This is a genomic window from Streptomyces sp. NPDC048417 (assembly GCF_040651615.1).
Classification (GTDB): Bacteria; Actinomycetota; Actinomycetes; order Streptomycetales; family Streptomycetaceae; genus Streptomyces.
Map to the genome: position 1 here is coordinate 21,802 of NZ_JBEZKI010000026.1, position 19,981 is coordinate 41,782.

Genomic DNA, 19,981 nt, shown 5'->3' on the forward strand with positions numbered 1-19,981 from the left:
ATGGCTGAAAGCACACCCGGGAGGTCTCCATGGCCCTGGACATGACGCACACCCAGGCGAAGGACGCGGAGCACGTACCCGGCAATGTGCTCGTCCCCATCGGTGCGCTGCTGCTCGGTCTGCTGCTGGCCGCGCTGGACCAGACCATCGTGTCGACCGCGCTGCCGACGATCGTCAGCGACCTGGGCGGGCTCGAGCATCTGTCGTGGGTGGTCACCGCCTACCTGCTGGCCTCCACCGCCGCCACCCCGCTGTGGGGCAAGCTCGGTGACCAGTACGGGCGCAAGCGGCTCTTCCAGGCGGCGATCGTGATCTTCCTCGTCGGGTCGGCCCTGTGCGGGATGGCCCAGAACATGGGCGAGCTGATCGGCTTCCGCGCGCTGCAGGGGCTGGGCGGCGGCGGGCTCCTGGTGCTGTCGATGGCGATCGTGGGGGACCTCGTACCGCCGCGTGAACGGGGGCGCTACCAGGGGCTGTTCGGTGCCGTCTTCGGCGCGACCAGCGTGCTGGGGCCGCTGCTCGGCGGAGTGCTCACCGAGCATCTGAGCTGGCGCTGGGTGTTCTACGTCAACCTGCCCGTCGGCGTGGTCGCGCTCGCCGTGATCGCCGTAGCCCTGCACATACCGCGCAGGACCGCCCGCCATGTCATCGACTATCTCGGCACGTTGCTGATCGCCGCCGTCGCCACCTGCCTGGTGCTGGTGGCCTCGCTGGGCGGCACGACCTGGCGCTGGGGGTCGCCGCAGATCATCGGGCTCGCGGTGCTCGGGGTGCTGCTCGCCGTCGCCTTCGTGGCCGTCGAGCGGCGGGCCGCCGAACCCGTGCTCCCGCTGAAGCTCTTCGGCATCCGTACCTTCACGCTCGCCGCCGTGATCAGCTTCATCGTGGGCTTCGCGATGTTCGGCGCGATGACCTACCTGCCGACCTTCCTCCAGGTCGTGCAGGGCATCTCGCCGACCCTGTCGGGCGTGCACATGCTGCCGATGGTGATCGGGCTGCTGCTGTCCTCCACCCTGTCCGGACAGATCGTCAGCCACTCGGGCCGCTGGAAGGTGTTCCCGATCGCCGGCACCGCCGTCACCGCCTTCGGCCTGCTGCTGCTCCACCGGCTCGACGAACACAGCTCGACGATCGAGATGAGCTGCTACTTCTTCGTCTTCGGCCTCGGCCTCGGGCTGGTCATGCAGGTGCTGGTGCTGATCGTGCAGAACTCGGTCTCGTACGAGGACCTCGGCGTCGCCACCTCCGGCGCGACCTTCTTCCGCTCCATCGGGGCCTCCTTCGGCGTGGCCATCTTCGGCTCGGTCTTCGCGAGCCGCCTCGCCGACAAGCTGGCCGACGCCTTCCAGGGCGTCCGCCTCCCGGCCGGTGTCACCCCGGACACCCTCAAGGCGGACCCGCGCGGCATCGCCGAACTGCCGCCCACGCTGCGCCCGGCGGCCCTGCACGCGTACGCGTCCTCCATCACCGACGTCTTCCTCTACGCCGCCCCGGTGGCCGCCCTCGGCTTCGTCCTGGCCTGGTTCCTCAAGGAGGACCGGCTGCGCGGCTCGGTCACCGCGCCGGACGCGTCGGAGACCATCCCGCCCAACCCGGTGCAACGGTCGTCGTACGACGAGTGCTGCCGGGCCCTGTCGCTGCTCGGCACCCGGGAGGGCCGCCGGGAGATCTACCGGAAGATCAACGAGCGGGCCGGGGCGGACCTGCTGCCCGCGGCAGGCTGGCTGCTGCTGCGGATCCGCAGGTACGGATCGGTGGAGCCGGGCCGGCTCGCCGAGCGCGGGGCCGTCCCGATGGTCGTCGTCCTGGAGGGCGCCCGCCAGCTGGAGGAGCGGCATCTCGTCGACCGCACGGGCCTCGACCTGACCCTGACCGAGCAGGGCCGCGAGACCGCCGAACGGCTCGCGAAGGCCCGCGAGGAGTCCCTGGCCGACCTCCTCGGCGACTGGTGGAGCCCGGACCGGCCCACCGATCTGGACCGCCTGGTGCGCGACCTGACCGACGAACTGTGCGGCACCGAACGCGAACAGCCCCAGAACCCGGCCTCCCGACAGGTCAGTTGACGAGTTCCTTGCGGAACCAGTGCTCGGCGTAGGCGTCGTCGTTGTGCGGCTCGGTCTCGGTGTAGCCGAGCCGTGCGTACAGGGTGCGGGCCTCGACGAGGTCGGTGCGGGTGTCCAGCACGAGCCGCCCGGCCCCGAGCGTGCGGGCCGCGTCCTCGGCCGCCGCGACCAGGAGCGCGGCACCGCCCCTGCCGCGCAGCCCCTCGTGCACGAAGACCCGGGTGAGTTCGGCGGTGGCCGGGTCCAGGAGCCGTACGCCCGCGCTGCCGGCCGGCTCGCCGTCGTACCGTGCGATCAGCAACCGCCCGGTGGGCGGGGCGAGTTCGGATCCCGGCCGGGCGGCGATCTCGCGTTCCAGCTCGGCCGGGTCGGTTCGCCGGCCCTCGTGGCGCAGGTACCAGCGGTCGCTGACCTCCGTGTAGTACGCCCGCCACAGGGCGGCGGCGACGGGTGAGTCGGGGTGTTCCGGCGTGATCGTCCAGGTGGCCATGGACGGCAGTCTCGGCTGGGTCGGGGTGGGTCGCGCAATCGAATTCGGTGCGGGTCCCGTTGCGCTGCGTGGTCGGGTCTGTTTGCGGGGCGCTGTACGGGTCACCCGGAGGGCGAGCCGGCCCGTCGGGCCGAGACACCGGAAGGCAACCATGTCCACAGGCTTGATCATCGCGATCGTGATCGTGGCCGCCGTGGTCGTCGTCGCGGCCGTGCTGGCCGCGCGCTCCAGGAGCCACGGCCCACACGGCCTGAAGCAGCGCTTCGGGCCCGAGTACGAGCGTGCCGTGGCCCAGCACAGCGGCGACACCAAGGCGGCCGAGCAGGAGCTCGCCGAACGGGTGCAGCGCCACGGCGACCTGCACGAGCGGTCGCTGGAACCGGCGGAGCGCGAACGCTACGCGGCCCGTTGGACGACCGCACAGGAACACTTCGTCGACTCGCCGCGGGAGTCCGTGACCGAGATCGACCGGCTGCTCGCCGAGGTGGCGGCCGCCCGTGGCTTCCCGGCCGGTGCCGAGTTCGACGACCAGGTCGCCGCGCTGTCCGTACACCACGCCGACCACGTCGACGGGTACCGCCGCGTCCACCGCGCCGCCCAGGCGCCCGTGGACGGGGCCCAGCAGAACCAGGCGGGCACCGAGGAGATGCGCACGGCCATGATCGAGGCCCGCTCCCTCTTCGACGACCTGGTCACCTCGTCGGCCGGCGAGACCGGCCGCCACCGCGCCGGTGTCGGTGCCGACACCGGCGGCCATCCGCATCTGCCCTGGTCCGCCGACCGGAGCCGCCCGAAGGAGAGCTGACCGACATGACCGACGCGAGGACAGGGAACGGCCGCCAGCCGAGGAGCAGCGGCGACATATATCCCGGCGACGAAGCGATGCCGGGACGCGAGGAGCGCACGACCGAGGGCACGGCCAAGCGCACGACCGAGGGCACGACCGACCGGGGCGACGCCTCCGTCAGCGGGGTCACCCCGGGGCGGGAGGGCATCGCACCGGAGCGTATGGACGACCGGGAAGAGGCGTCCGGGCAGGCGGTGCTGGTGGCCGGCCGGGGTCCTGGCCACGCCCCGGACGCGGCCCGCGGCGACCGGCCGGCACGCGACGACGACCGGCGGATGCCGAACGACGACCGGCCGGCACGCGACGACGACCGGTCGGCGGCGGACGACGGCCGGCTGATGCCGAACGAGGAGTGCGGACAGCTTGAGCGGCGCCTCCAGCACGCGGTCACCGGTTTCGTCGACGAGCCGCGCGCGGCCGTCGAGGAGGCCGACCGGGCCGTCGAGGAACTCAGCGCCCGCTTCACGGACGCCGTCGACCGGCGCCGCCGTACCCTGCGCGGCAGTTGGCAGGAGACCGACCGGGACCACCCCGGCACGGCCGACACCGAACAGCTCCGGCTGGCCCTGCGCGACTACCGCGAACTGGCGGACCGGCTGCTACACATCTGAGTCCGCAGCCGCCTCGGCCGCCGCCCGGCGCTCCCGCCACTCGCGTACGACCTCCTCGACGTCGTACGGCTTCTTGCCCAGCGGGGGCCCGGGCGGCGGCTTGAACATCATCTCCCGGATCTTCACGTTGACCTCCGTGATGATCTTGCGGACGATCCGCTCCGAGGGGGCCGCGTAGGCGGCCGCCAGAGCGTCCTCGGCCTCCTTGCGCAGCGCGAGGGCCGGGGGCAGCATCGCCAGGCCCTCCCGGGCCAACTTCCGTTTGACCCACCACAGTTCGTCGTAGGACGTGTCCAGGTCGGCCGGCAACGGCTCGCCCGTGCCCGGAAGTCGATCGAAGTCACCGCGCCGTTGCGCATCAAGGATCTGCTTGTCGACCCAGGATTCGAACGGCACCCCGGGTGGCTTTCGCTCGGTCATGACTTCATTGTGCCGGACGCCACCCCGTCGGGCGTTTTATCATGCGCCGGAGATCCACGAACGATTCAGGAACCGCGCAGGGGGAACGCACGTGCTCGAACTCACCATGGCCTCCGTGTCCGGGGACGCGGGCGAGACGGCCGGGATGCTCATGGCCGACGCTCCCAGCGAACCGGGCGCCGTGCTGCGAGTGGGCCGCGATGCCTCCGCCTGCCGGCTCACCACGCCCGACAACTGGCTGTTCGTCTCCCGGGTGCACCTGGAGTTCCTGTGCGGGCCCGAGGGCGGCTGGCAGGTCACCTGGCTGCGCGGTTCCCAGGCCGAACCGTCCTCCGAGGTACTGCTGACCGTCGGCGAGTACGCCCAGGCCATCGGGTACGGCGGCACGGTCGCGCTGCCCCGGGGCGGCTCCGGCGAGATCGTCGTCCGGGACCGCACCGCCCCGCGCAGCGTCAACGTGGGCTTCTACCACGAGGCTTGAGACCCGGTCGGATCCGACCCCGGCGGATCCGACCCCGGCCGGGCCGAGGCCGGGTTAGGCCAGTACGCGGGCCAGGGCGAAGCCGTCGTAGCCCTTGCTGCCGACCGTCTGGATCGCCGTACCGCTCAGCCTCGGGTGGGCTGCGATCAGCTCGATCGCGGCACGGGTGCCGACCACGTCCGGTTCGCTGCTGTCCGCGTCGGCGATCCGGCCGCCGCGCACCACGTTGTCGACGACGATCAGGCTGCCGGCGCGGGTGAGCCGCAGCGCCCACTCCACGTAGTGCGGGTTGTTGGCCTTGTCGGCGTCGATGAAGACCAGGTCGAAGGGGGCCGGGTTCTCGTCGGCGAGCTTGGGCAGCGATTCCAGGGCGGGCCCGACCCGCACCTCGACGAGCCGCTCCAGGCCGGCGCGGGCGATGTTGCGGACCGCCACCTCGGCGTGCCGGGCGCTGTACTCCAGCGAGATCAGCCTGCCGTCGGCGGGCAGGGCGCGGGCCAGCCAGATGGTGCTGTAGCCGCCGAGGGTGCCGATCTCCAGGATGCTCCGGGCGTCCTGGAGCTGTGCGAGGAGCTGGAGCAGCTTGCCCTGGTTGGCGGTCACGTTGACGTGCGGGAGGTCGTTGGCCTCGCTCTCGCGCAGGGCCGCCTGGAGCGCCTCGTCGTCCGGTGAGAGGTGGCTGGTGAAGTAGAAGTCGACGTCGTCCCAGAGCTGAGAGCCGCTCATGCGTCCGCTGCCTTTCGGATATCCGGTAACCGTCCAGTGACGGCTACCTGCTTAGCACTACTTAGGGGGCGGGTGACTCGGTGATCCACCGCCCCGGTGCCGGACGGAACTCAGCCGATCGGCGCAGGGGGCTGGGCCGGGGGCGAGGGCGGCTGCACCGGCGGTGGGGGCTGTACCGGCGGTGGCGGCGGGACCGGGCGGCGGGAGCGTCGTACGGCCGCCAGGGAGGTGACCGTGACGACCAGCAGCAGCGCGGTGCCGACCGTGAGCAGCCACAGCGGGATCCCGGCCGCCTCGCGCAGCCGGTCCTCGTAGACGACCTGCTGGAAGGGGGTGTCCGAGGACGCCCGGCGCAGCACGTGGTCGTCGGAGATCCGGGACGGGTAGGGGAACTCCTGGCCGATGGCCGTCAGATACGGGGTGCCGACGGCGAGTTCGCGGAGATCGCCGGTCGGACGGCTGAGACGGCCGGCGTAGACGACCCTCGGGGGCTCGCCGCCGATCGCCGCGCGCGGCTCCATGCGGTGGGCGGCGAGCACGTACAGGCCCAGCGACTGCGGGGTGGCCGCGAGCCCGGACAGCCGCATCGGGTAGACGGGCCGGTCGCTGGCGAAGGCGAGGTGCAGCGGGTCGAGGGCGCCGTTCAGCGTGGTGCCCGCGGTCTCGGGGGCGAGCCTGACCGCGACGTACTCCCAGCGCTGCTCGACGTACGGCCGTAGCGCGGTGTCCAGGCGGGACGGGAACGGGAAGCCGTTGCTGCGCAGCCAGCCGTCCAGGGCGCCGGGGTCGGTGGCGGTCAGCTGGGCCACGTCGAACGGGCCGAGCCGCCGGCGGCCGACGACGCCGACGCCGGGGGCTTTCGCGGCGCCGTCGGGCGGGCCGGCCGTCGTGGTGCCGCCGGTGGTGAGGGGCCAGTCGCCGTTCTGGGGCCAGAAGTGGTACCGGGTGCGGTGCACCGGGGCGGTGAGGGTGTGCAGCTCGTCGAAGAGGGCCGGGTCGGCGAGGGCGACGGTGGCGCGGTGCGGGACGGGCATGATCCAGGCGGCGCGGTCGGCGTCGCCGTCGACCGTCAGCCGCATCACGATCTGTTCGCGGGTGCCGTCCCAGCGCAGGACCGACTCCTCCCGGCCGACGGCGACCTGCTGCCGGCCGCCGGGGACGAGGGCGCCGCAGCCGCAGGCGAAGGCGGGGGCGGCGAGCCGGCCGAGCTGGATGCCGGCGAGCAGGAGGAGGACCGTGAGTAAACGCGTGCGTCGGCGGGGTCGCCGCTGGCCGATCATGAACCGATGCCCTCCGCCGTACCGTCGATCAGGACCTTCAGACGGTATAGCGGAAGGCGTCGTCCCAGGGGGTGCGCTTCCGGACGGCTACCGTCTGTCTACCGACGGTACGGGTGGGAGGCCCGGTTGGTTCGATCGGCGCAGGTGGGGTGGGGCCGGGAGGTTGGGGGCTGAGCGTTGTCCGTCGTCCGCGGGTGGGCGGGGGCTGGTCGAGCCCACGCGGCGGAGCCGCACATCGATACCGCCCCGCGCCCCTGACGGGCGCCCGCGCGCCCCGGCGGTGACGGGCGCCCGCGCGCTTCCGGCGGTCACGGGCGCCCGCGCGCCCTGACGGGGGCGGGTCTCAGGTGGTGCCCTCTATCGAAGGCGCCGAGCCCGGGAGGGGCTTGCCTGCTGTTTCTGTCATGCGCCAGGCCGCGAAGCCGCCGATGACCGCCGCCGCCATCATGTAGTACGCGGGCATCATCATGTTGCCCGTCGCTCCGATCAGGGCCGTCACCACCAGCGGGGTCGTGCCGCCGAAGAGGGACACCGAGACGTTGAAGCCGATCGACAGGGAGCCGTAGCGGACCCGGGTCGGGAAGAGGGCCGGGAGGGCCGCCGGCATCGCTGCCGTGAAGCAGACCAGGAGGAGGCCCAGGGCGCCCATGCCGAGGCCGACGGCGAGCAGGCTGCCCTGGCGGATCAGGAGCAGGGCCGGGACGGAGAGGAGCAGGAAGCCCGCGCAGCCCGCGGCGATCACCGGGCGGCGGCCGACGCGGTCGGTGAGCGCGCCGGCGAACGGCTGGACGATCATCATCAGGGTCATGACGGCGAGGACCACCAGCAGGCCGTGCGTCTCGTCGTACTTCAGTTCGCTGGTCAGATAGCTCGGCATGTACGACAGGAGCATGTAGTCCGTGACGTTGAAGACCAGGACCAGGGCCATGCAGAGGAGCAGGGCCCGCCACTGGCCGGTGATCATGTCGCGGAGGGGGACCTTCGGGCGGGACCGCTCCGACTTCTCGACCTCGGCGGCGAACGCCGGGGTCTCTTCCAGGCGCATCCGCAGGTAGAGGCCGATGATGCCCATCGGGCCCGCGATCAGGAACGGGATGCGCCAGCCCCAGGAGGTGAGGTCGCCGTCGGAGAGCAGGGCCGTCATCAGGGTGACCAGGCCCGCGCCGCCGATGTAGCCGGCCAGTGTGCCGAACTCCAGCCAGCTGCCGAAGAAGCCGCGCTTCTTGTCCGGCGCGTACTCGGCGATGAACGTGGACGCGCCCGCGTACTCGCCGCCGGTCGAGAAGCCCTGCACCAGGCGGGCGGCGAGGAGCAGGATCGGGGCGCCGACGCCGATCGTCGCGTACGAGGGGATCAGGCCGATCGCGAAGGTGCCGGCCGCCATCATGATCATGGTGACGGCGAGGACCTTCTGGCGGCCCACGCGGTCGCCGAGCGGGCCGAAGACCATGCCGCCGATCGGGCGGACCAGGAAGGCGGCGGCGAAGGCGCCGAACGTGGACAGCAGCTGGGCGGTCGGGTTGCCGGACGGGAAGAAGACCTTGCCCAGGGTCACCGCGATGTAGCTGTAGACGCCGAAGTCGAACCACTCCATGGCGTTGCCGAGCGCGGCCGCCTTCACGGCGCGCTTGACCAGCGCGGGGTCGGTGACGGTCGGCGCGGGGGCGGCCGTACGGGGGCCGGGGATCTTGACGGACGGGGTGACGGCTGTGGCGGTCGCCAAAACGGGGCTCGCCTACCTTTCGACGGGGACGGGGGCGCGGCCCGCACGGCGCCGGACGGGTCGGAAAGCGACGATAGGAGGATTTGGGCCCGTTACGTCGCGTACACGCATCCGTGCATTTTGCAGCTAAATGCCGTGTACGCAGGGACGTATGCCCGCTCCCGCGCCCGTATGCAGACCACGCACTGTGATCCTTGTCGCGCTCCACGCAGGCAGGCGCACCCCTCCGCGCCGTCGCCTTCCGGGCGGAACGCGGACGGACATCAGGTGAAGAGGGGGTTGCCCGCGTCTCTCACAGAAAGGAATGGGAGCCTCATAGGGGTTCTCAGGGTTCTCAGGGCGGACGAGCGGGGCGGGAGGCCGGCGCGGCGTGGCGGACGTGGAACACAGCGGGAGACCGGGAGACGCGTTCGGGGGAGCGGAACCAGGGACGCGGTTCAGAATGGCCCGGCTCGGGCTGTGGGCGGTGGCCGCGATCCTCGCCGTACGGCAGATGGCCGTCGTCCTCGGCACCCCGAGCGGTGAGCGGCTGACGACTCTGGAGACCTGGGTCGGCCCGGAGGGCGTGCTGCACGTCAACGGCTCGCTGTACGACTCGACCCAGTTCACCGGGTCCCCGTTCGGCGGGCTGGTGCTCAAGCCGCTCACCAGGGCCGCCGAGCAGGCCCTCGGCTGGGGCTGGACCTTCGGCACGCTGCTGCTGGTGGTCGCCCTCGGCCTGGTCGCCGCCCGCGCGCTGCCCCAGCCGGTGAGCCGTCGTACCGAGCTGCTGGCCGCGCCGGTCGCCATCAGCCTGCTGATGCTCTCGGTGCCGGTCCGCAGCACCCTCTGGCTCGGCCAGACCAGCATCATCCCGGTCCTGCTGGTGCTGCTCGGCTGCTTCGCCGCCCGCGGGCAGCGCGACGGCGGACTCTGCATCGGCCTGGCCGCCGCCCTTCAGCCGGCCCTGCTGCTGTTCGCCCCGCTGCTCTGGTTCACCGGCCGCCGCCGGGCCGCCCTCGCCACCGCCGTCACCTTCGCCGCGTGCACGGTGCTGGCCTGGGCGGCGATGCCGCACGACTCGTACACCTACTGGGTCCACCACACGGCCGGCGTCGGCCTCGGCGGCGAGGCGGACGCGCTCGCCAACCAGTCGCTGCACGGCGCCCTGCTGCGGCTCGGGCTGAGCGGCCCGCTGGAGATCGTCCTGTTCCTGGCGCTCGCCGCGGCCGTGGCCGTCCTCGCGCTGCGCCGCGCGGTCCGCTACGCCCAGGACGGGCAGCTGCTGCTGGCGGTCGCGATCACCGGCTGCGCGGTGGTGGTGATGTCGCCGACCGCCTGGCAGTACCAGCTGCTGTGGGTGCTGCCGGCGATGGTCGGGCGGGTCGGCGCACAGGCCTCGGACCGGTACCTGTGGCCGGTCGTGGTGGTCCTGGTGGTGACGCTGCCGACGGAGATGCTGCTGCCGAACGTGTCCGCCGTGTACTCCCTGCGCGACAACCTGGTGCTGCTCGCGGCCCTGGCCGCGGCCACAGCCGTGCCGTTCCTGTCGACCGCCTCGCCGCACTACCGGTCACCCGTGCCGACCGTGTACGCGGCGCCGGTTCCGGCGCGCTGGCCGCGGGTGCCGCTGCTGCCGTTCTGGCGCAGGGCGCTCACCCGGCCCAGCCTGCTGCTCGAACTGCTGCTGATCCGGGTCTGCTACGCGGCCTACTCCTCCGTACGGACCGCTGCGGGCGGAGGCCGTGCCGTCGCGGAGGAACACGGGCACCAGATCCACTCGATCGAGAAGGCCCTGCACATCGACATCGAGCAGTGGGCCAACCACACGGTGGTCCGGCTGCCGCGGCTGGAGCACTTCCTCAGCTTCTACTACGATTCGTTCCACTTCGTGGTGCCACTGGTGATCCTCGGTGTGCTCTACGTCCGGCGCCCGGTGGACTACCGGTGGGCGCGCAGTTCGCTCGGCATCGCCACGCTGCTGGGTCTGCTCGGCTTCTGGCTCTACCCGCTGGCTCCGCCGCGCCTGATGCCCGGGCTCGGTTTCGTCGACACCGTGCACGGCGTCCAGGACTTCAGCCAGCCCGACTACGGTGCGATGACCGCGGTCACCAACCAGTACGCGGCCATGCCCTCCCTGCACTTCGGCTGGTCGCTGTGGTGCGGCGTCGTCATCGCCGTACTGGCTCCCAGGTGGTGGATGAAGGCGCTCGGGCTGCTGCATCCGCTGGTCACCGTGTCCGCGATCGTCGCGACGGCCAACCACTGGGTTCTCGACGCGGTCGGCGGCGCCACCGTGGTGGCCGCGGGATTCGCTCTGACCTACCTGCTGTCGGGGCCGCGCCATGGCGCGGCGACCCGTGCGCCGGCCGAGGGGGAAGGCGGTGAAGAGGTACCGCGTCCGGTGAGAGGGGCGCTGTGATCGACCGCGCGATTACAGCGCGGCAATCCTTCCGGTGCCACATTCGAGTCTTGTCGAAACTTCTGTGCCTCGCGGCAGTGTCGGGATGAAATGTTCATGGCGGATGGAACGCCGCCTCGGAACATCACCGATACACACGGGAGACAGCGAATGACGCGCAAGCTGGGTGTAGCCGTCGGAATACTGGCCCTGGCGGCAGGTGGCGCTCTCGGAATGGCCGCGAACGCCTCGGCGGCCGAGTCGGGTGTCCAGGCCACCTACTTCGTCCTCTACGAGGACGACAACTACGGCGGCCGCCACGCGAACTTCAGCAGTTCCGACGTCGAGCTGAACAACAAGTACTGGTCCGGCAGCACCAGCGCCTTCGCCCAGAACGGCGGCAGCTCGATGGAAAACAACACCGGCTCCTACGTGGGCCTGTGGGATGTCGGTACCTCCTGCTCGGGCGCCTCCTACACGGCGAAGCCGAACAGCAAGGACTCCGATTTCAGCAACAACAACTTCGACAACAAGGCGAGCTGCGTGAAGTTCCTCTGAGGCCCCGGGGCGGCGCCGGCCCCCGGCGCCGCCCGGTTTCTTTCCCCGTGGAGGGACCATGACCAGGTACTGGCCGGCGGTGGCGGCTGCCCTAGGGCTGCTCGTCACGGCGTGCACGGCCTCCCCCGAGGCGGCGGCCCCCAGGACCGTGCTGGCGGCGGCACCGGAGCCGACGAAGGCGGTCGCCCGACTCGTGCTGCCCTTCGACCGCTACCAGCTGTCGGTCAACGACATCTACCTCATCGAGAGTGCCAAGGACGTCCTCACCCGCGCCTGTATGAAGGAGCGCGGCTACGGCTACGAGGCCATCACCCACCGCAAGCAGTACCAGGACCTGCGCAACCGCCGGCGCTACGGCGTCATCGAGATGCCGGTCGCCACGGCGATGGGCTACCGGACGAACGCCCGGCTGCTGGGGTCCACCGACGTCACGGCCCAGAAGATGGACCGCGACGCCCGCATGAGCCCGGCAGCGCGGAAGGCGGCGACCGACCCCACCGACGGCTGCTACAAGCTCGCGGGGGACCGCCTGGCGCGGGGGAACGAGGAGAACGAGGACCTCGTGAACAGACTGAACGTCGACAGCCTCGACGAAGCGCTGAAGAGCCCGCGGGTGACGCCCGCGATGCGTGCCTGGGTCCGCTGCATGAAGCAGCGGGGGCACCCGTACAAGGACTTCTACGCCGCCTCCGAGGACCCGCGCTGGGCGAGGACCGACCAGCTCTCGCGCGCCGAGCGGGAGACCGCGGTGGCCGACGTGACCTGCAAGGGACAGACCGGACTCGTCACCCTGCTGAGCGAGACCGAGCGAGGCATCGAGGAGCGGGACATCCGCCAGAACAAGGCCTACTTCGCGCGACTGGCAGCGGCGAAGGAGCGTCACCTCGCGGCGTCCCGAGCGGTGCTCAGGAGTGCGGGCGATTGAGGAACCAGACCGTCCAGATCACCACGGAGCACACCAGGGCCAGCCGGAACACCAGCCACCACTGGCTGCGCACGAACCGCCGGGCCAGGACCAGGACGGGCTGCACATAGCGTCCGCTGCGGATGCTCGCGGTGAGGAACTCCCGCTCGGCCGGCGTCAGATCGGCCTCCGGGCCGTCCGCCGCCAGGAAGGCGCCCCGCGCGGCGACCAGCCGCTCGCCGCGGTACAGGGCTCCCGGGTCCCGGCCCAGGGCCTCCCAGTCCCGTGCGGCCTCCGTCAACCGCCGGTGCAGCCGCAGCCGTTCGCGGTCCGACTCCACCCAGCCGCGCAGTCGTGGCCAGGCGGTGATGAGCGCCTCGTGCGTGAGATCGGCACCGGTGCCGTCGACGGTCACCAGCCGGGCCCGGACGAGTGCCTCGAGCACGGCCTCCGCCTCCTCGGACCGGACCAGTTCGGCGCGGTCCGCCGGGCGCCGGGTGTCCGGCGCGTCCTCGCCCGGGGTGATCAGGCGCAGCAGCATCGACCGGGCGAGTTCGGCGCGTTCCCGGTCGAAGCGCGCGAAGACCTCCTCCGCGGTGTGCGCCACGGCACCCTGGATCCCGCCGATCCTCCGGTAGGCGTCCAGGGTGAGAGTCCGGGACCGGCGGCGACGCCAGAGCTCCAGCAGGGCGTGGGACATCAGCGGCAGGGCGCCGGGCTCCTGCGCCACGTCGGCGACGATCCGGTCGGTCAGGGCCCGCTCCACCGTCAGCCGACCGACCGCCGCCGGTTTCACGACCGCCTCCCGGACGTGCTCCGGAGCCATGGGGCCGATCAGCAGGGTCGCCGTGTTGAGTGCGTCGACGAGTTCGGCGTGCCCGGCGCACCGCCCGTAGAAATCGGCGCGGATCCCGATGATCACGCGCAGCCGGGACCCGGGTGCCGCCGGTGCGGGGCCGTCCGCCACGGCTGTCCCCGGCGGGTGGCCGAGGAGGGCGCGGATGAAGTCGGCGCGCTCCTCGGGGTCGTGACAGAGCGTGAAGACCTCCTCGAACTGGTCGACCACGACCACCGTGTCCCCGTCGCCCGCCGCCGTCCGGAGCAGGTCGCCGTGGGTGCGCAGGGGTGTCTCGCCGGGCGTGCACAGGCGGATGACGGACGGCCGGCCGTCCCGCTCGTCCAGGTTGCGCAGGGCGGGTACGAGTCCCGCGCGCAGCAGGGAGGACTTGCCACTGCCCGAGGCCCCGACGAGGGCGACGAACCGGTGCTTGAGGGTCAGGCCGACCACCTCGTCGACGAGTTGGTCCCGGCCGAAGAACAGACTGCTGTCCTCCGTGCCGAACCGGGCCAGCCCCCGATAGGGGGCGGTCTCGTCCGCCGCGTCCGGCGTGGGCAGGGCCGCCAGTGCGGTGCCGGCGTCCTGCCAACGCGACCGCCACTCCTGCTCGTCCCCGCCGCAGACCGTGGCATAGGCCAGGGCCACCGGCAGCGACGGCAGCCGGTCGCCGGCGGCGGCACCGGACAGGGTCGGCGCGGAGTAGCCCGCCCGGCGGGACATCTCCCGGTAGGTGGGGCTGCCGGCCCGCCGGCGCAGTTCGCGCAGTCCGTGGGCGAAACGCTCCGCCGGTCCCGCGTCCGGATCCAGCGGCTTCTCGGCCCGTCCCACTGCTCCCCCTTCGCCGGCACCGAACGAACAGCGCTTCACGGTACGGGATCAGGGATTGATAGGCGGCCCGGGCGACCGCTGACTATCAATCCTCCGGCCGGTTGACTCCGGACATCCGACCCGCACGAGGGCGGACACCAGCACCTGTGCGAGAGGAGCCGGCCATCGCCACGGCACAGCGCACCGCCTTCGTCCGTCCCGGCGCGCCGCCCCGGCCCCCCGCCCCGCGGATCCGGATGCCGGCGTGCGCCACCGTCCTGCTCCCCGCGACGTCGACCTTGCTGCTCGGTCTGTGGGGCATCCGCCGGGCGGGATCGCTGTGGCAGGACGAGGCCGTCACCTACGACATGGCCCACCGCCCGCTCGCGGTGCTGTGGGCGACGCTCGGGCACGCCGATGCCGTGCACGGCCTCTACTACCTGCTGATGTCCGCCGTGTTCCGGCTCTGGGACGGCGGGCTCGTCGCCCTGCGGCTGCCCTCGGTGCTGGCCATGGCGTGCGCCACGGCGGGCGTCGCCGCGCTGGGCCGGCGGCTGGTCGGCCCGCGGGCCGGACTCGCCGCGGGCATGGTGTTCGCCCTGCTTCCCGCGGTCCAGCGCTATGCGCAGGAGGGACGGTCCTACGCGCTGGTCACCCTGCTTGTCGTCACCGCGACCCGGGTGCTGCTCGGGGCGTGCGCCGAACGCCGCCGTGGCGGGTGGGCCGGGTACGCGGCACTGGGCGGACTGGCCGGACTGGTCCACGAGTTCGCGCTGCTCGCACTCGTCGCACACGGCGTGACCCTGCTCGCCCTCCGGCCGCCACGGGTGGTCGTCGCGGCCTGGGGAGCGGCGTTCTGCTGTGCGGTGACGGTGACGGCACCCGTCATCGTGCTCAGTCTTCGGCAGACCGGGCAGGTCGCCTGGATCGAGGTGTCCCCGGGGGGAGACGTCCTGGGGTTCGTGCTGGTCACGGGCGCGGGCGTCGGCTGCGCCGCGCTTCGCGGACGTTCTGCCGGGCGGCGCGCGGGGGAGCTCGGCGCCCTGGCCGTGCCGTTGCTCGTGGTGCCGTCGGCCCTGCTCCTGCTGGCCTCCACGGTGCGACCCCTCTACGTCGACCGGTACGTCCTGTACGCCCAGGCCGGGCTCGCACTCCTCGCCGGGGCCGCGTTCGAGGCGTGGTGGCAGTCGCGGCGGGCGCGCGCGTTCCTGGTGCTCGGGGCCGTCGCCGGGGTGTTGGCCGCGGTGGGACCGGTGGGTACGCGGCTGCGCGTCCCCGACAGCCGGACCGACGATGTCCTGGCCGTCGGCCGCGTCGTACGCGCGACGGTGGAACCCGGTGACGGGGTGCTCTTCCTGCCGGGCAGCCGCCGGGTCTGGACCTTCGGACCGCAGCGGATCGCGTACGGCCGGGCGGACCTGTCGCTGGCCGCCTCGCCACGCGTCTCACACACGCTGTACGGCACGGAGTCGACGCCCGGGAGCATCCGGCGGCGCATGCTGCGCGTCTCACGGATCGTCGTGATCCGTGAGCCCGCCCGGGAGCGCGCCGAGACCAACGACCGGGAGAGGACCAAGGAGGCCGTCCTGCGCGGGTACTTCACCCGCTGCCGCACCGCGACCGCGGGCCCGGCCAGGATCGAGGTGTACGCACGTGACGGACACTGCTGACCGAGGAGAAAACCATCAGCCGGCACATGGACCCCGTACGAACCCTCCCCGGCGGTACGACCCCGCCGGCGGCTCCGCGCGCGCGTGCGGCGCCGGTGGCCTCGGTCGTCCCGGCCGGGGCCGCACTGGCCCTGGGCCTGTGGGGGATCGGCCGGCAGAACAGCATGTGGCGCGACGAGTCGGTCACCTACCAGGTCGCCCACCGGTCGCTGGGCGACCTGTGGCGCCTGCTCCATCACATCGACGCCGTGCACGGGTTGTACTACCTCCTCATGCATGCCGTCTTCGCCGGGTGGGACGGGGGCCTGCTCGCCCTGCGGCTGCCCTCGACGGTGGCGACGGCCCTGGCGGCGGCCGGAGTGGGGATGATCGGGGCCAGGCTGGCCGGTACCCGGGCCGGAACTCTCGCCGGGCTGGTGTTCGCGGTGCTGCCGGTGATCCAGCAGTACGCACAGGAGGGCCGCTCGTACGCGCTGGTCACCGCGGGCGTCACCTGGGCCACGTACTTCCTGCTGCGGGCCGTCGAGGCGACCGGGCCCGGCCGCCGCTGGTGGACGGCCTACGCCCTCGTTCTCGCGCTGGCCTGCTGGCTGCACGAGTTCGCCGCGCTGGCGGTGGTGGCCCATGGGCTGACGTTGTGGTGGTCGCGGGTGCCTCGTCCGGTGTGGCGACGCTTGTCGGCCGCCTCGACCGCGGTGCTGGTGAGCGTTCTGCCGCTGGCCCTGGTGAGTGCCGGGCAGTCCGGACAGCAGCTCGGCTGGCTCGGGCGCCCCGGCGCGGCCGCCTGGTTCGACTTCCTGGTGATCGCCGGGGTGGGTGTGCTGCTCTGCCGGTTGCTCGCCGGGGGACGGGCGGGCTCCGCGCCGGTCACCCTGACCGCCCTCGCCCTGCCGCTGCTGATCGCCCCGACCGGCCTGCTGATGACCGTCTCCCTGGTGAAGCCGTGGTACGTCGACCGTTACGTCCTGTACGGCATGGTGGGGTCGGCGCTGTCCGCCGGGGCCGTACTGGACCGGGCGTTCGCGGAGCGGTACCGGCTCGCACCCGCGGCCCGTGCCCTGACCGCCCTGCTGCTCACCGTCGTCGCGGTCGCGGTGCTGCTTCCGTGGTCGCTGGCGGTGCGCTCTCCGGAGAGCCGCAAGGACGACGTGGTCGCCGTCGTGCACGCCGTCGAGAGGACCGCGCACACCGGGGACGGGGTGCTGTTCATGCCCGCCAGGCGCCGCGAGTGGCTGTTGTCGTACCCGTCCGTCTACGGCCGGCTCGACGACCTGGCGCTCGCCGTGTCGCCGCGCGCCTCCGGCACCCTGCAAGGCGTCGAACTGCCCGCGGCCGACATCAGGCGGCACATCCTGGCAGCGCGGCGCGTCATCGCGCTGACCGACCCCGCCGGGCAGCCCCTCGACCCCTTCCCCCAGGAGGAGGTCAAGCGGCGGACGCTCAGGACCGACTTCCGGGTCTGTTCCCGAATTGAGGTGCGCGGCGCCCGGATCGTCGTTTACGCCCGTCCCGGGCATTGCCCGCGCTGATCCGGATTCGGCGAGGTTTCGAGTGAGTTCGAATGTCCTTTATCTGGCGATTCCATTTAATGGTGAACCTCCCTTGTGTCTGGATTATTCACCCCTCGCAGGGCGTGGGAGGAGGAAAGGGCCTGGCGGACCGTTGGGGGCCGTGCGAGGATCTCACCGGATCGTCAGGGGGTGGGTGTCGCCGTCTCCTGCGCCTGTATCACGCCGCTCATTGTTGACCACATCAGCGGTTTTCATGGAGTCGGAGAACGGGGGCAATGTGATTCTGATTCGTCTGGACCGGGACGCTCTGATGGGAGTGCGATTTGCGATTTCCCCGCTCGCCCAGATGGGTTTCATGCTCAATTTTGGAATGACGTCTGTCGACGGTGTGCGCCGATCCGATTGGAAAGCCAGGGATATCCCGGCCCGCCGTGAAATGCAATTAGTCAGTGCGCTCCAGTGTGAAGCGGGGTCCCATGTGCCGGGTTTCATGTTCCCGGGCGGGGACGGCACGGCCTCCGCGGAGGCCGAACTCCAGTTGGTGGCCGCGACGCCCAGCAGCGTGGTTGCGCGTCAGATGGGAAGGTTCCTCAAGTCCGCCCGGGCCGACGGGCGTTCGGAGTCGCCCGGCCTGCGGAAGGTCCTGACCGAGCTGGAGCGCGGTGAGCGTTCGTTCGCCCAGCGGATCGCGCTGGAGCTGGGCCATTTCTGGCGGGAGTATCTCGCCCTGCGCTGGTGCGCCGTGCAGTCCCTGATCGAGGGCGACATCCACTACCGTGCCGCCGCCATGGCGCGGCGCGGCCTGGGGGCGGCCCTCGGCTCCCTGCACCCGGCACTCTCGTACCGGTCGGGTGCCCTGCGGATCCAGGACGAACGCACCTGGACGGTGTCCGACGCCAAGGAGGTCGTGCTGCATCCCTCACCGCTGGCGAAGACGTGGATGCTCCGTGACGACCCGTGGGGCGACAACGGCATCCACCTCGCCTACCCGGTGCGGCCCGGCCCCACGGATGACGCCGCGGCGGCCGGGCAGGCGAGGGCGAACCCGCTCGGCAGGGTCATCGGACAGGCCCGGCTGGCCCTGCTGGCGGACCTGGGACGCCCGCGCACGACGACGGAACTCGCCGGGCGCCTGCACATGAGCGCGTCCACCGTGTCGTACCACTTGGTCAGGCTGCACCGGGTGGGGCTGCTGAACCGGACACGGGAGGGCAGCCGGGTGTACTACCGCAGGACGTCGGAGGCCGACCGCCTCGTCGCCAGTCGCGGGCGGCACGGACCCTCCAGGGCGGTCCCTGTTCCTTCCCCGGTCAGGGCGAAGAAGGAGGTTCCCTGGCTGCTCGACGGGCTTCTGACGCACTAGAGGGACCCGGAGCACCGCGGCGCGCCCGTGCCGGCGCCGGCCCCGCCGCGTGGTGTCGAGGCGGCGGCCGGCGGTTCGCCCGTCGCCGCGGCGCGGGGGCGGACCGCGTCCGGCGGGCCCGGTCCGCTAGAGCCGCTGGATGATCGTGCCGGTGGCCAGGCCGCCGCCCGCGCACATGGTCACCAGGGCGAACTCCTTGTCCGTGCGCTCCAGTTCGTGCAGGGCCGTGGTGATCAGGCGGGCGCCCGTGGCCCCCACGGGATGGCCCAGGGCGATCGCGCCGCCGTTGACGTTGACCTTGTCCAGGCTCTGCTCGAAGACCTGGGCCCAGCTCAGCACCACCGACGCGAACGCCTCGTTGATCTCGACCAGGTCGATGTCCCTGAGGGTCATGCCGGCCTTGCCGAGCACGGCCCGGGTCGCGTCGATCGGGCCGTCGAGGTGGAAGTGCGGGTCGGCACCGACCAGGGCCTGGGCGACGATCCGGGCCCGCGGGCGCAGCTTCAGGGCGCGGGCCATCCGCTTCGACGCCCACATGATGGCGGCCGCCCCGTCCGAGATCTGGGACGAGTTGCCCGCGGTGTGGACCGCCGTCGGCATCACCGGCTTCAGGCCGGACAGCGCCTCCATGGACGTGTCGCGCAGGCCCTCGTCCTTGTCGACCAGGCGCCACATGCCCTGCCCGGCGTGCTGCTCCTCCTCCGTAGTCGGCACCTGCACGGCGAAGGTCTCCCGCTTGAAGCGCTCCTCGGCCCAGGCGTACGCCGCCCGCTCCTGTGAGAGCAGCCCGAGCGAGTCGACGTTCTCCCTGGTCAGGCCCCGGTGGCGGGCGATGCGCTCGGCGGCCTCGAACTGGTTCGGCAGATCGACGTTCCACTCGTCGGGGAAGGGCTTGCCCGGCCCGTGCTTGGAACCGGAGCCCAGCGGCACCCGCGACATCGCCTCGATCCCGCAGCTGATCCCGACGTCGATGACCCCGGCGGCGATCATGTTGGCGGTCATGTGCGAGGCCTGCTGCGAGGAGCCGCACTGGCAGTCGACGGTCGTCGCCGCGGTCTCGTAGGGCAGCCCGACGGTCAGCCAGGCCGTACGCGCGGGGTTCATGGACTGCTCGCCGGCGTGGGTCACCGTGCCGCCGACGATCTGCTCGACGCAGTCGGCGGGGATGCCGGTGCGGCCGAGGAGTTCACGGTAGGTCTCGCCCAGGAGATAGGCGGGATGGAGATTGGCCAGCGCGCCACCGCGCTTGCCGATGGGGGTACGTACGGCTTCGACGATCACGGGTTCCGCGGCCATGGGGGCTCGGTCC

At 72.1% G+C, this 19,981-nt stretch carries 17 protein-coding genes; 10 read left to right on the plus strand and 7 right to left on the minus strand.

Annotation, left to right across the window (positions count from 1 at the left end; all coding sequences use genetic code 11):
- Positions 1–29: 29 nt before the first annotated feature.
- Positions 30–2,063, plus strand: coding sequence for an MFS transporter (locus AB0D59_RS35035; protein ID WP_362574381.1), 2,034 nt, complete (start codon positions 30–32; stop codon positions 2,061–2,063).
- Here the strand turns inward: AB0D59_RS35035 and AB0D59_RS35040 are convergent.
- Complete coding sequence (locus tag AB0D59_RS35040) at positions 2,056–2,553, minus strand: GNAT family N-acetyltransferase (protein WP_362574382.1); 498 nt, start codon at positions 2,551–2,553, stop codon at positions 2,056–2,058. The genes AB0D59_RS35035 and AB0D59_RS35040 overlap by 8 nt on opposite strands.
- A gap of 151 nt (positions 2,554–2,704) precedes the next feature.
- On the opposite strand from AB0D59_RS35040, the gene AB0D59_RS35045 reads away from it, so the two are divergent.
- Together AB0D59_RS35045 and AB0D59_RS35050 are read left to right on the plus strand one after the other, a co-directional pair.
- Positions 2,705–3,358, plus strand: a complete 654-nt coding sequence (locus tag AB0D59_RS35045; RefSeq protein ID WP_362574384.1) for a hypothetical protein — start codon at positions 2,705–2,707, stop codon at positions 3,356–3,358.
- A gap of 77 nt (positions 3,359–3,435) precedes the next feature.
- Positions 3,436–4,011: a hypothetical protein gene (locus AB0D59_RS35050; RefSeq protein ID WP_362574609.1), complete on the plus strand. Its 576-nt coding sequence runs from the start codon at positions 3,436–3,438 to the stop codon at positions 4,009–4,011.
- On the opposite strand, the gene AB0D59_RS35055 is transcribed toward AB0D59_RS35050, so the two are convergent.
- Positions 4,000–4,431 carry a DUF1992 domain-containing protein gene (locus AB0D59_RS35055; RefSeq protein ID WP_362574386.1) on the minus strand — a complete coding sequence of 144 codons (432 nt, stop codon included), beginning with the start codon at positions 4,429–4,431 and terminating at the stop codon, positions 4,000–4,002. The two genes, AB0D59_RS35050 and AB0D59_RS35055, sit on opposite strands and share 12 nt — an antisense overlap.
- 91 nt (positions 4,432–4,522) lie before the next feature.
- On the opposite strand from AB0D59_RS35055, the gene AB0D59_RS35060 reads away from it, so the two are divergent.
- A complete protein-coding gene (locus AB0D59_RS35060) occupies positions 4,523–4,912 on the plus strand; it encodes a hypothetical protein (RefSeq protein WP_362574388.1) in 390 nt (129 codons plus the stop codon).
- A 54-nt stretch (positions 4,913–4,966) separates the two neighbouring features.
- Here the strand turns inward: AB0D59_RS35060 and AB0D59_RS35065 are convergent, their stop codons facing one another.
- The 3 genes from AB0D59_RS35065 to proP all read right to left on the minus strand — a co-directional run bounded on the left by AB0D59_RS35065 (position 4,967) and on the right by proP (position 8,605).
- Positions 4,967–5,638: an O-methyltransferase gene (locus AB0D59_RS35065; protein WP_362574390.1), complete on the minus strand. Its 672-nt coding sequence runs from the start codon at positions 5,636–5,638 to the stop codon at positions 4,967–4,969.
- A gap of 110 nt (positions 5,639–5,748) precedes the next feature.
- A complete protein-coding gene (locus AB0D59_RS35070; protein ID WP_362574392.1) occupies positions 5,749–6,918 on the minus strand; it encodes a DUF2330 domain-containing protein in 1,170 nt (389 codons plus the stop codon).
- Between the two features lie 343 nt (positions 6,919–7,261).
- Positions 7,262–8,605 (minus strand): glycine betaine/L-proline transporter ProP, encoded by a 1,344-nt coding sequence (proP, locus tag AB0D59_RS35075; protein WP_362574611.1) that lies wholly within the window; start codon positions 8,603–8,605, stop codon positions 7,262–7,264.
- A 406-nt stretch (positions 8,606–9,011) separates the two neighbouring features.
- Here proP and AB0D59_RS35080 point away from each other — a divergent pair, with 406 nt between their 5' ends.
- The 3 genes from AB0D59_RS35080 to AB0D59_RS35090 all read left to right on the plus strand — a co-directional run bounded on the left by AB0D59_RS35080 (position 9,012) and on the right by AB0D59_RS35090 (position 12,504).
- Positions 9,012–11,042, plus strand: coding sequence for a bifunctional glycosyltransferase 87/phosphatase PAP2 family protein (locus AB0D59_RS35080; RefSeq protein ID WP_362574393.1), 2,031 nt, complete (start codon positions 9,012–9,014; stop codon positions 11,040–11,042).
- Positions 11,043–11,192: 150 nt separating this feature from the next.
- Positions 11,193–11,579, plus strand: a complete 387-nt coding sequence (locus AB0D59_RS35085) for a peptidase inhibitor family I36 protein (protein ID WP_362574395.1) — start codon at positions 11,193–11,195, stop codon at positions 11,577–11,579.
- 58 nt (positions 11,580–11,637) lie between these two features.
- Entirely contained in the window at positions 11,638–12,504 is an 867-nt protein-coding gene (locus tag AB0D59_RS35090) for a hypothetical protein (RefSeq protein ID WP_362574397.1), read from the plus strand.
- On the opposite strand, the gene AB0D59_RS35095 is transcribed toward AB0D59_RS35090, so the two are convergent.
- Positions 12,485–14,149 (minus strand): hypothetical protein, encoded by a 1,665-nt coding sequence (locus tag AB0D59_RS35095; protein ID WP_362574399.1) that lies wholly within the window; start codon positions 14,147–14,149, stop codon positions 12,485–12,487. The genes AB0D59_RS35090 and AB0D59_RS35095 overlap by 20 nt on opposite strands.
- A 146-nt stretch (positions 14,150–14,295) precedes the next feature.
- On the opposite strand from AB0D59_RS35095, the gene AB0D59_RS35100 reads away from it, so the two are divergent.
- From AB0D59_RS35100 to AB0D59_RS35110, 3 genes are all read left to right on the plus strand, one after another.
- Entirely contained in the window at positions 14,296–15,798 is a 1,503-nt protein-coding gene (locus AB0D59_RS35100; protein WP_362574401.1) for a glycosyltransferase family 39 protein, read from the plus strand.
- 26 nt (positions 15,799–15,824) lie between these two features.
- Positions 15,825–17,327: a glycosyltransferase family 39 protein gene (locus AB0D59_RS35105; protein WP_362574403.1), complete on the plus strand. Its 1,503-nt coding sequence runs from the start codon at positions 15,825–15,827 to the stop codon at positions 17,325–17,327.
- Between the two features lie 460 nt (positions 17,328–17,787).
- Positions 17,788–18,672 (plus strand): helix-turn-helix domain-containing protein, encoded by an 885-nt coding sequence (locus AB0D59_RS35110; protein WP_362574405.1) that lies wholly within the window; start codon positions 17,788–17,790, stop codon positions 18,670–18,672.
- Positions 18,673–18,798: 126 nt separating this feature from the next.
- Here the strand turns inward: AB0D59_RS35110 and AB0D59_RS35115 are convergent, their stop codons facing one another.
- Entirely contained in the window at positions 18,799–19,968 is a 1,170-nt protein-coding gene (locus AB0D59_RS35115) for a steroid 3-ketoacyl-CoA thiolase (protein WP_362574407.1), read from the minus strand.
- Positions 19,969–19,981 lie beyond the last annotated feature (13 nt).

Bases quoted from the DNA above. Each gene is read 5' to 3' on its own strand.
- AB0D59_RS35035 (WP_362574381.1), top strand. From the start codon at position 30: ATGGCCCTGGACATGACGCACACCCAGGCGAAGGACGCGGAGCACGTA.
- AB0D59_RS35040 (WP_362574382.1), bottom strand. From the start codon at position 2,553: ATGGCCACCTGGACGATCACGCCGGAACACCCCGACTCACCCGTCGCC.
- AB0D59_RS35045 (WP_362574384.1), top strand. From the start codon at position 2,705: ATGTCCACAGGCTTGATCATCGCGATCGTGATCGTGGCCGCCGTGGTC.
- AB0D59_RS35050 (WP_362574609.1), top strand. From the start codon at position 3,436: ATGCCGGGACGCGAGGAGCGCACGACCGAGGGCACGGCCAAGCGCACG.
- AB0D59_RS35055 (WP_362574386.1), bottom strand. From the start codon at position 4,431: ATGACCGAGCGAAAGCCACCCGGGGTGCCGTTCGAATCCTGGGTCGAC.
- AB0D59_RS35065 (WP_362574390.1), bottom strand. From the start codon at position 5,638: ATGAGCGGCTCTCAGCTCTGGGACGACGTCGACTTCTACTTCACCAGC.
- AB0D59_RS35070 (WP_362574392.1), bottom strand. From the start codon at position 6,918: ATGATCGGCCAGCGGCGACCCCGCCGACGCACGCGTTTACTCACGGTC.
- AB0D59_RS35085 (WP_362574395.1), top strand. From the start codon at position 11,193: ATGACGCGCAAGCTGGGTGTAGCCGTCGGAATACTGGCCCTGGCGGCA.
- AB0D59_RS35090 (WP_362574397.1), top strand. From the start codon at position 11,638: ATGACCAGGTACTGGCCGGCGGTGGCGGCTGCCCTAGGGCTGCTCGTC.
- AB0D59_RS35105 (WP_362574403.1), top strand. From the start codon at position 15,825: ATGGACCCCGTACGAACCCTCCCCGGCGGTACGACCCCGCCGGCGGCT.
- AB0D59_RS35115 (WP_362574407.1), bottom strand. From the start codon at position 19,968: ATGGCCGCGGAACCCGTGATCGTCGAAGCCGTACGTACCCCCATCGGC.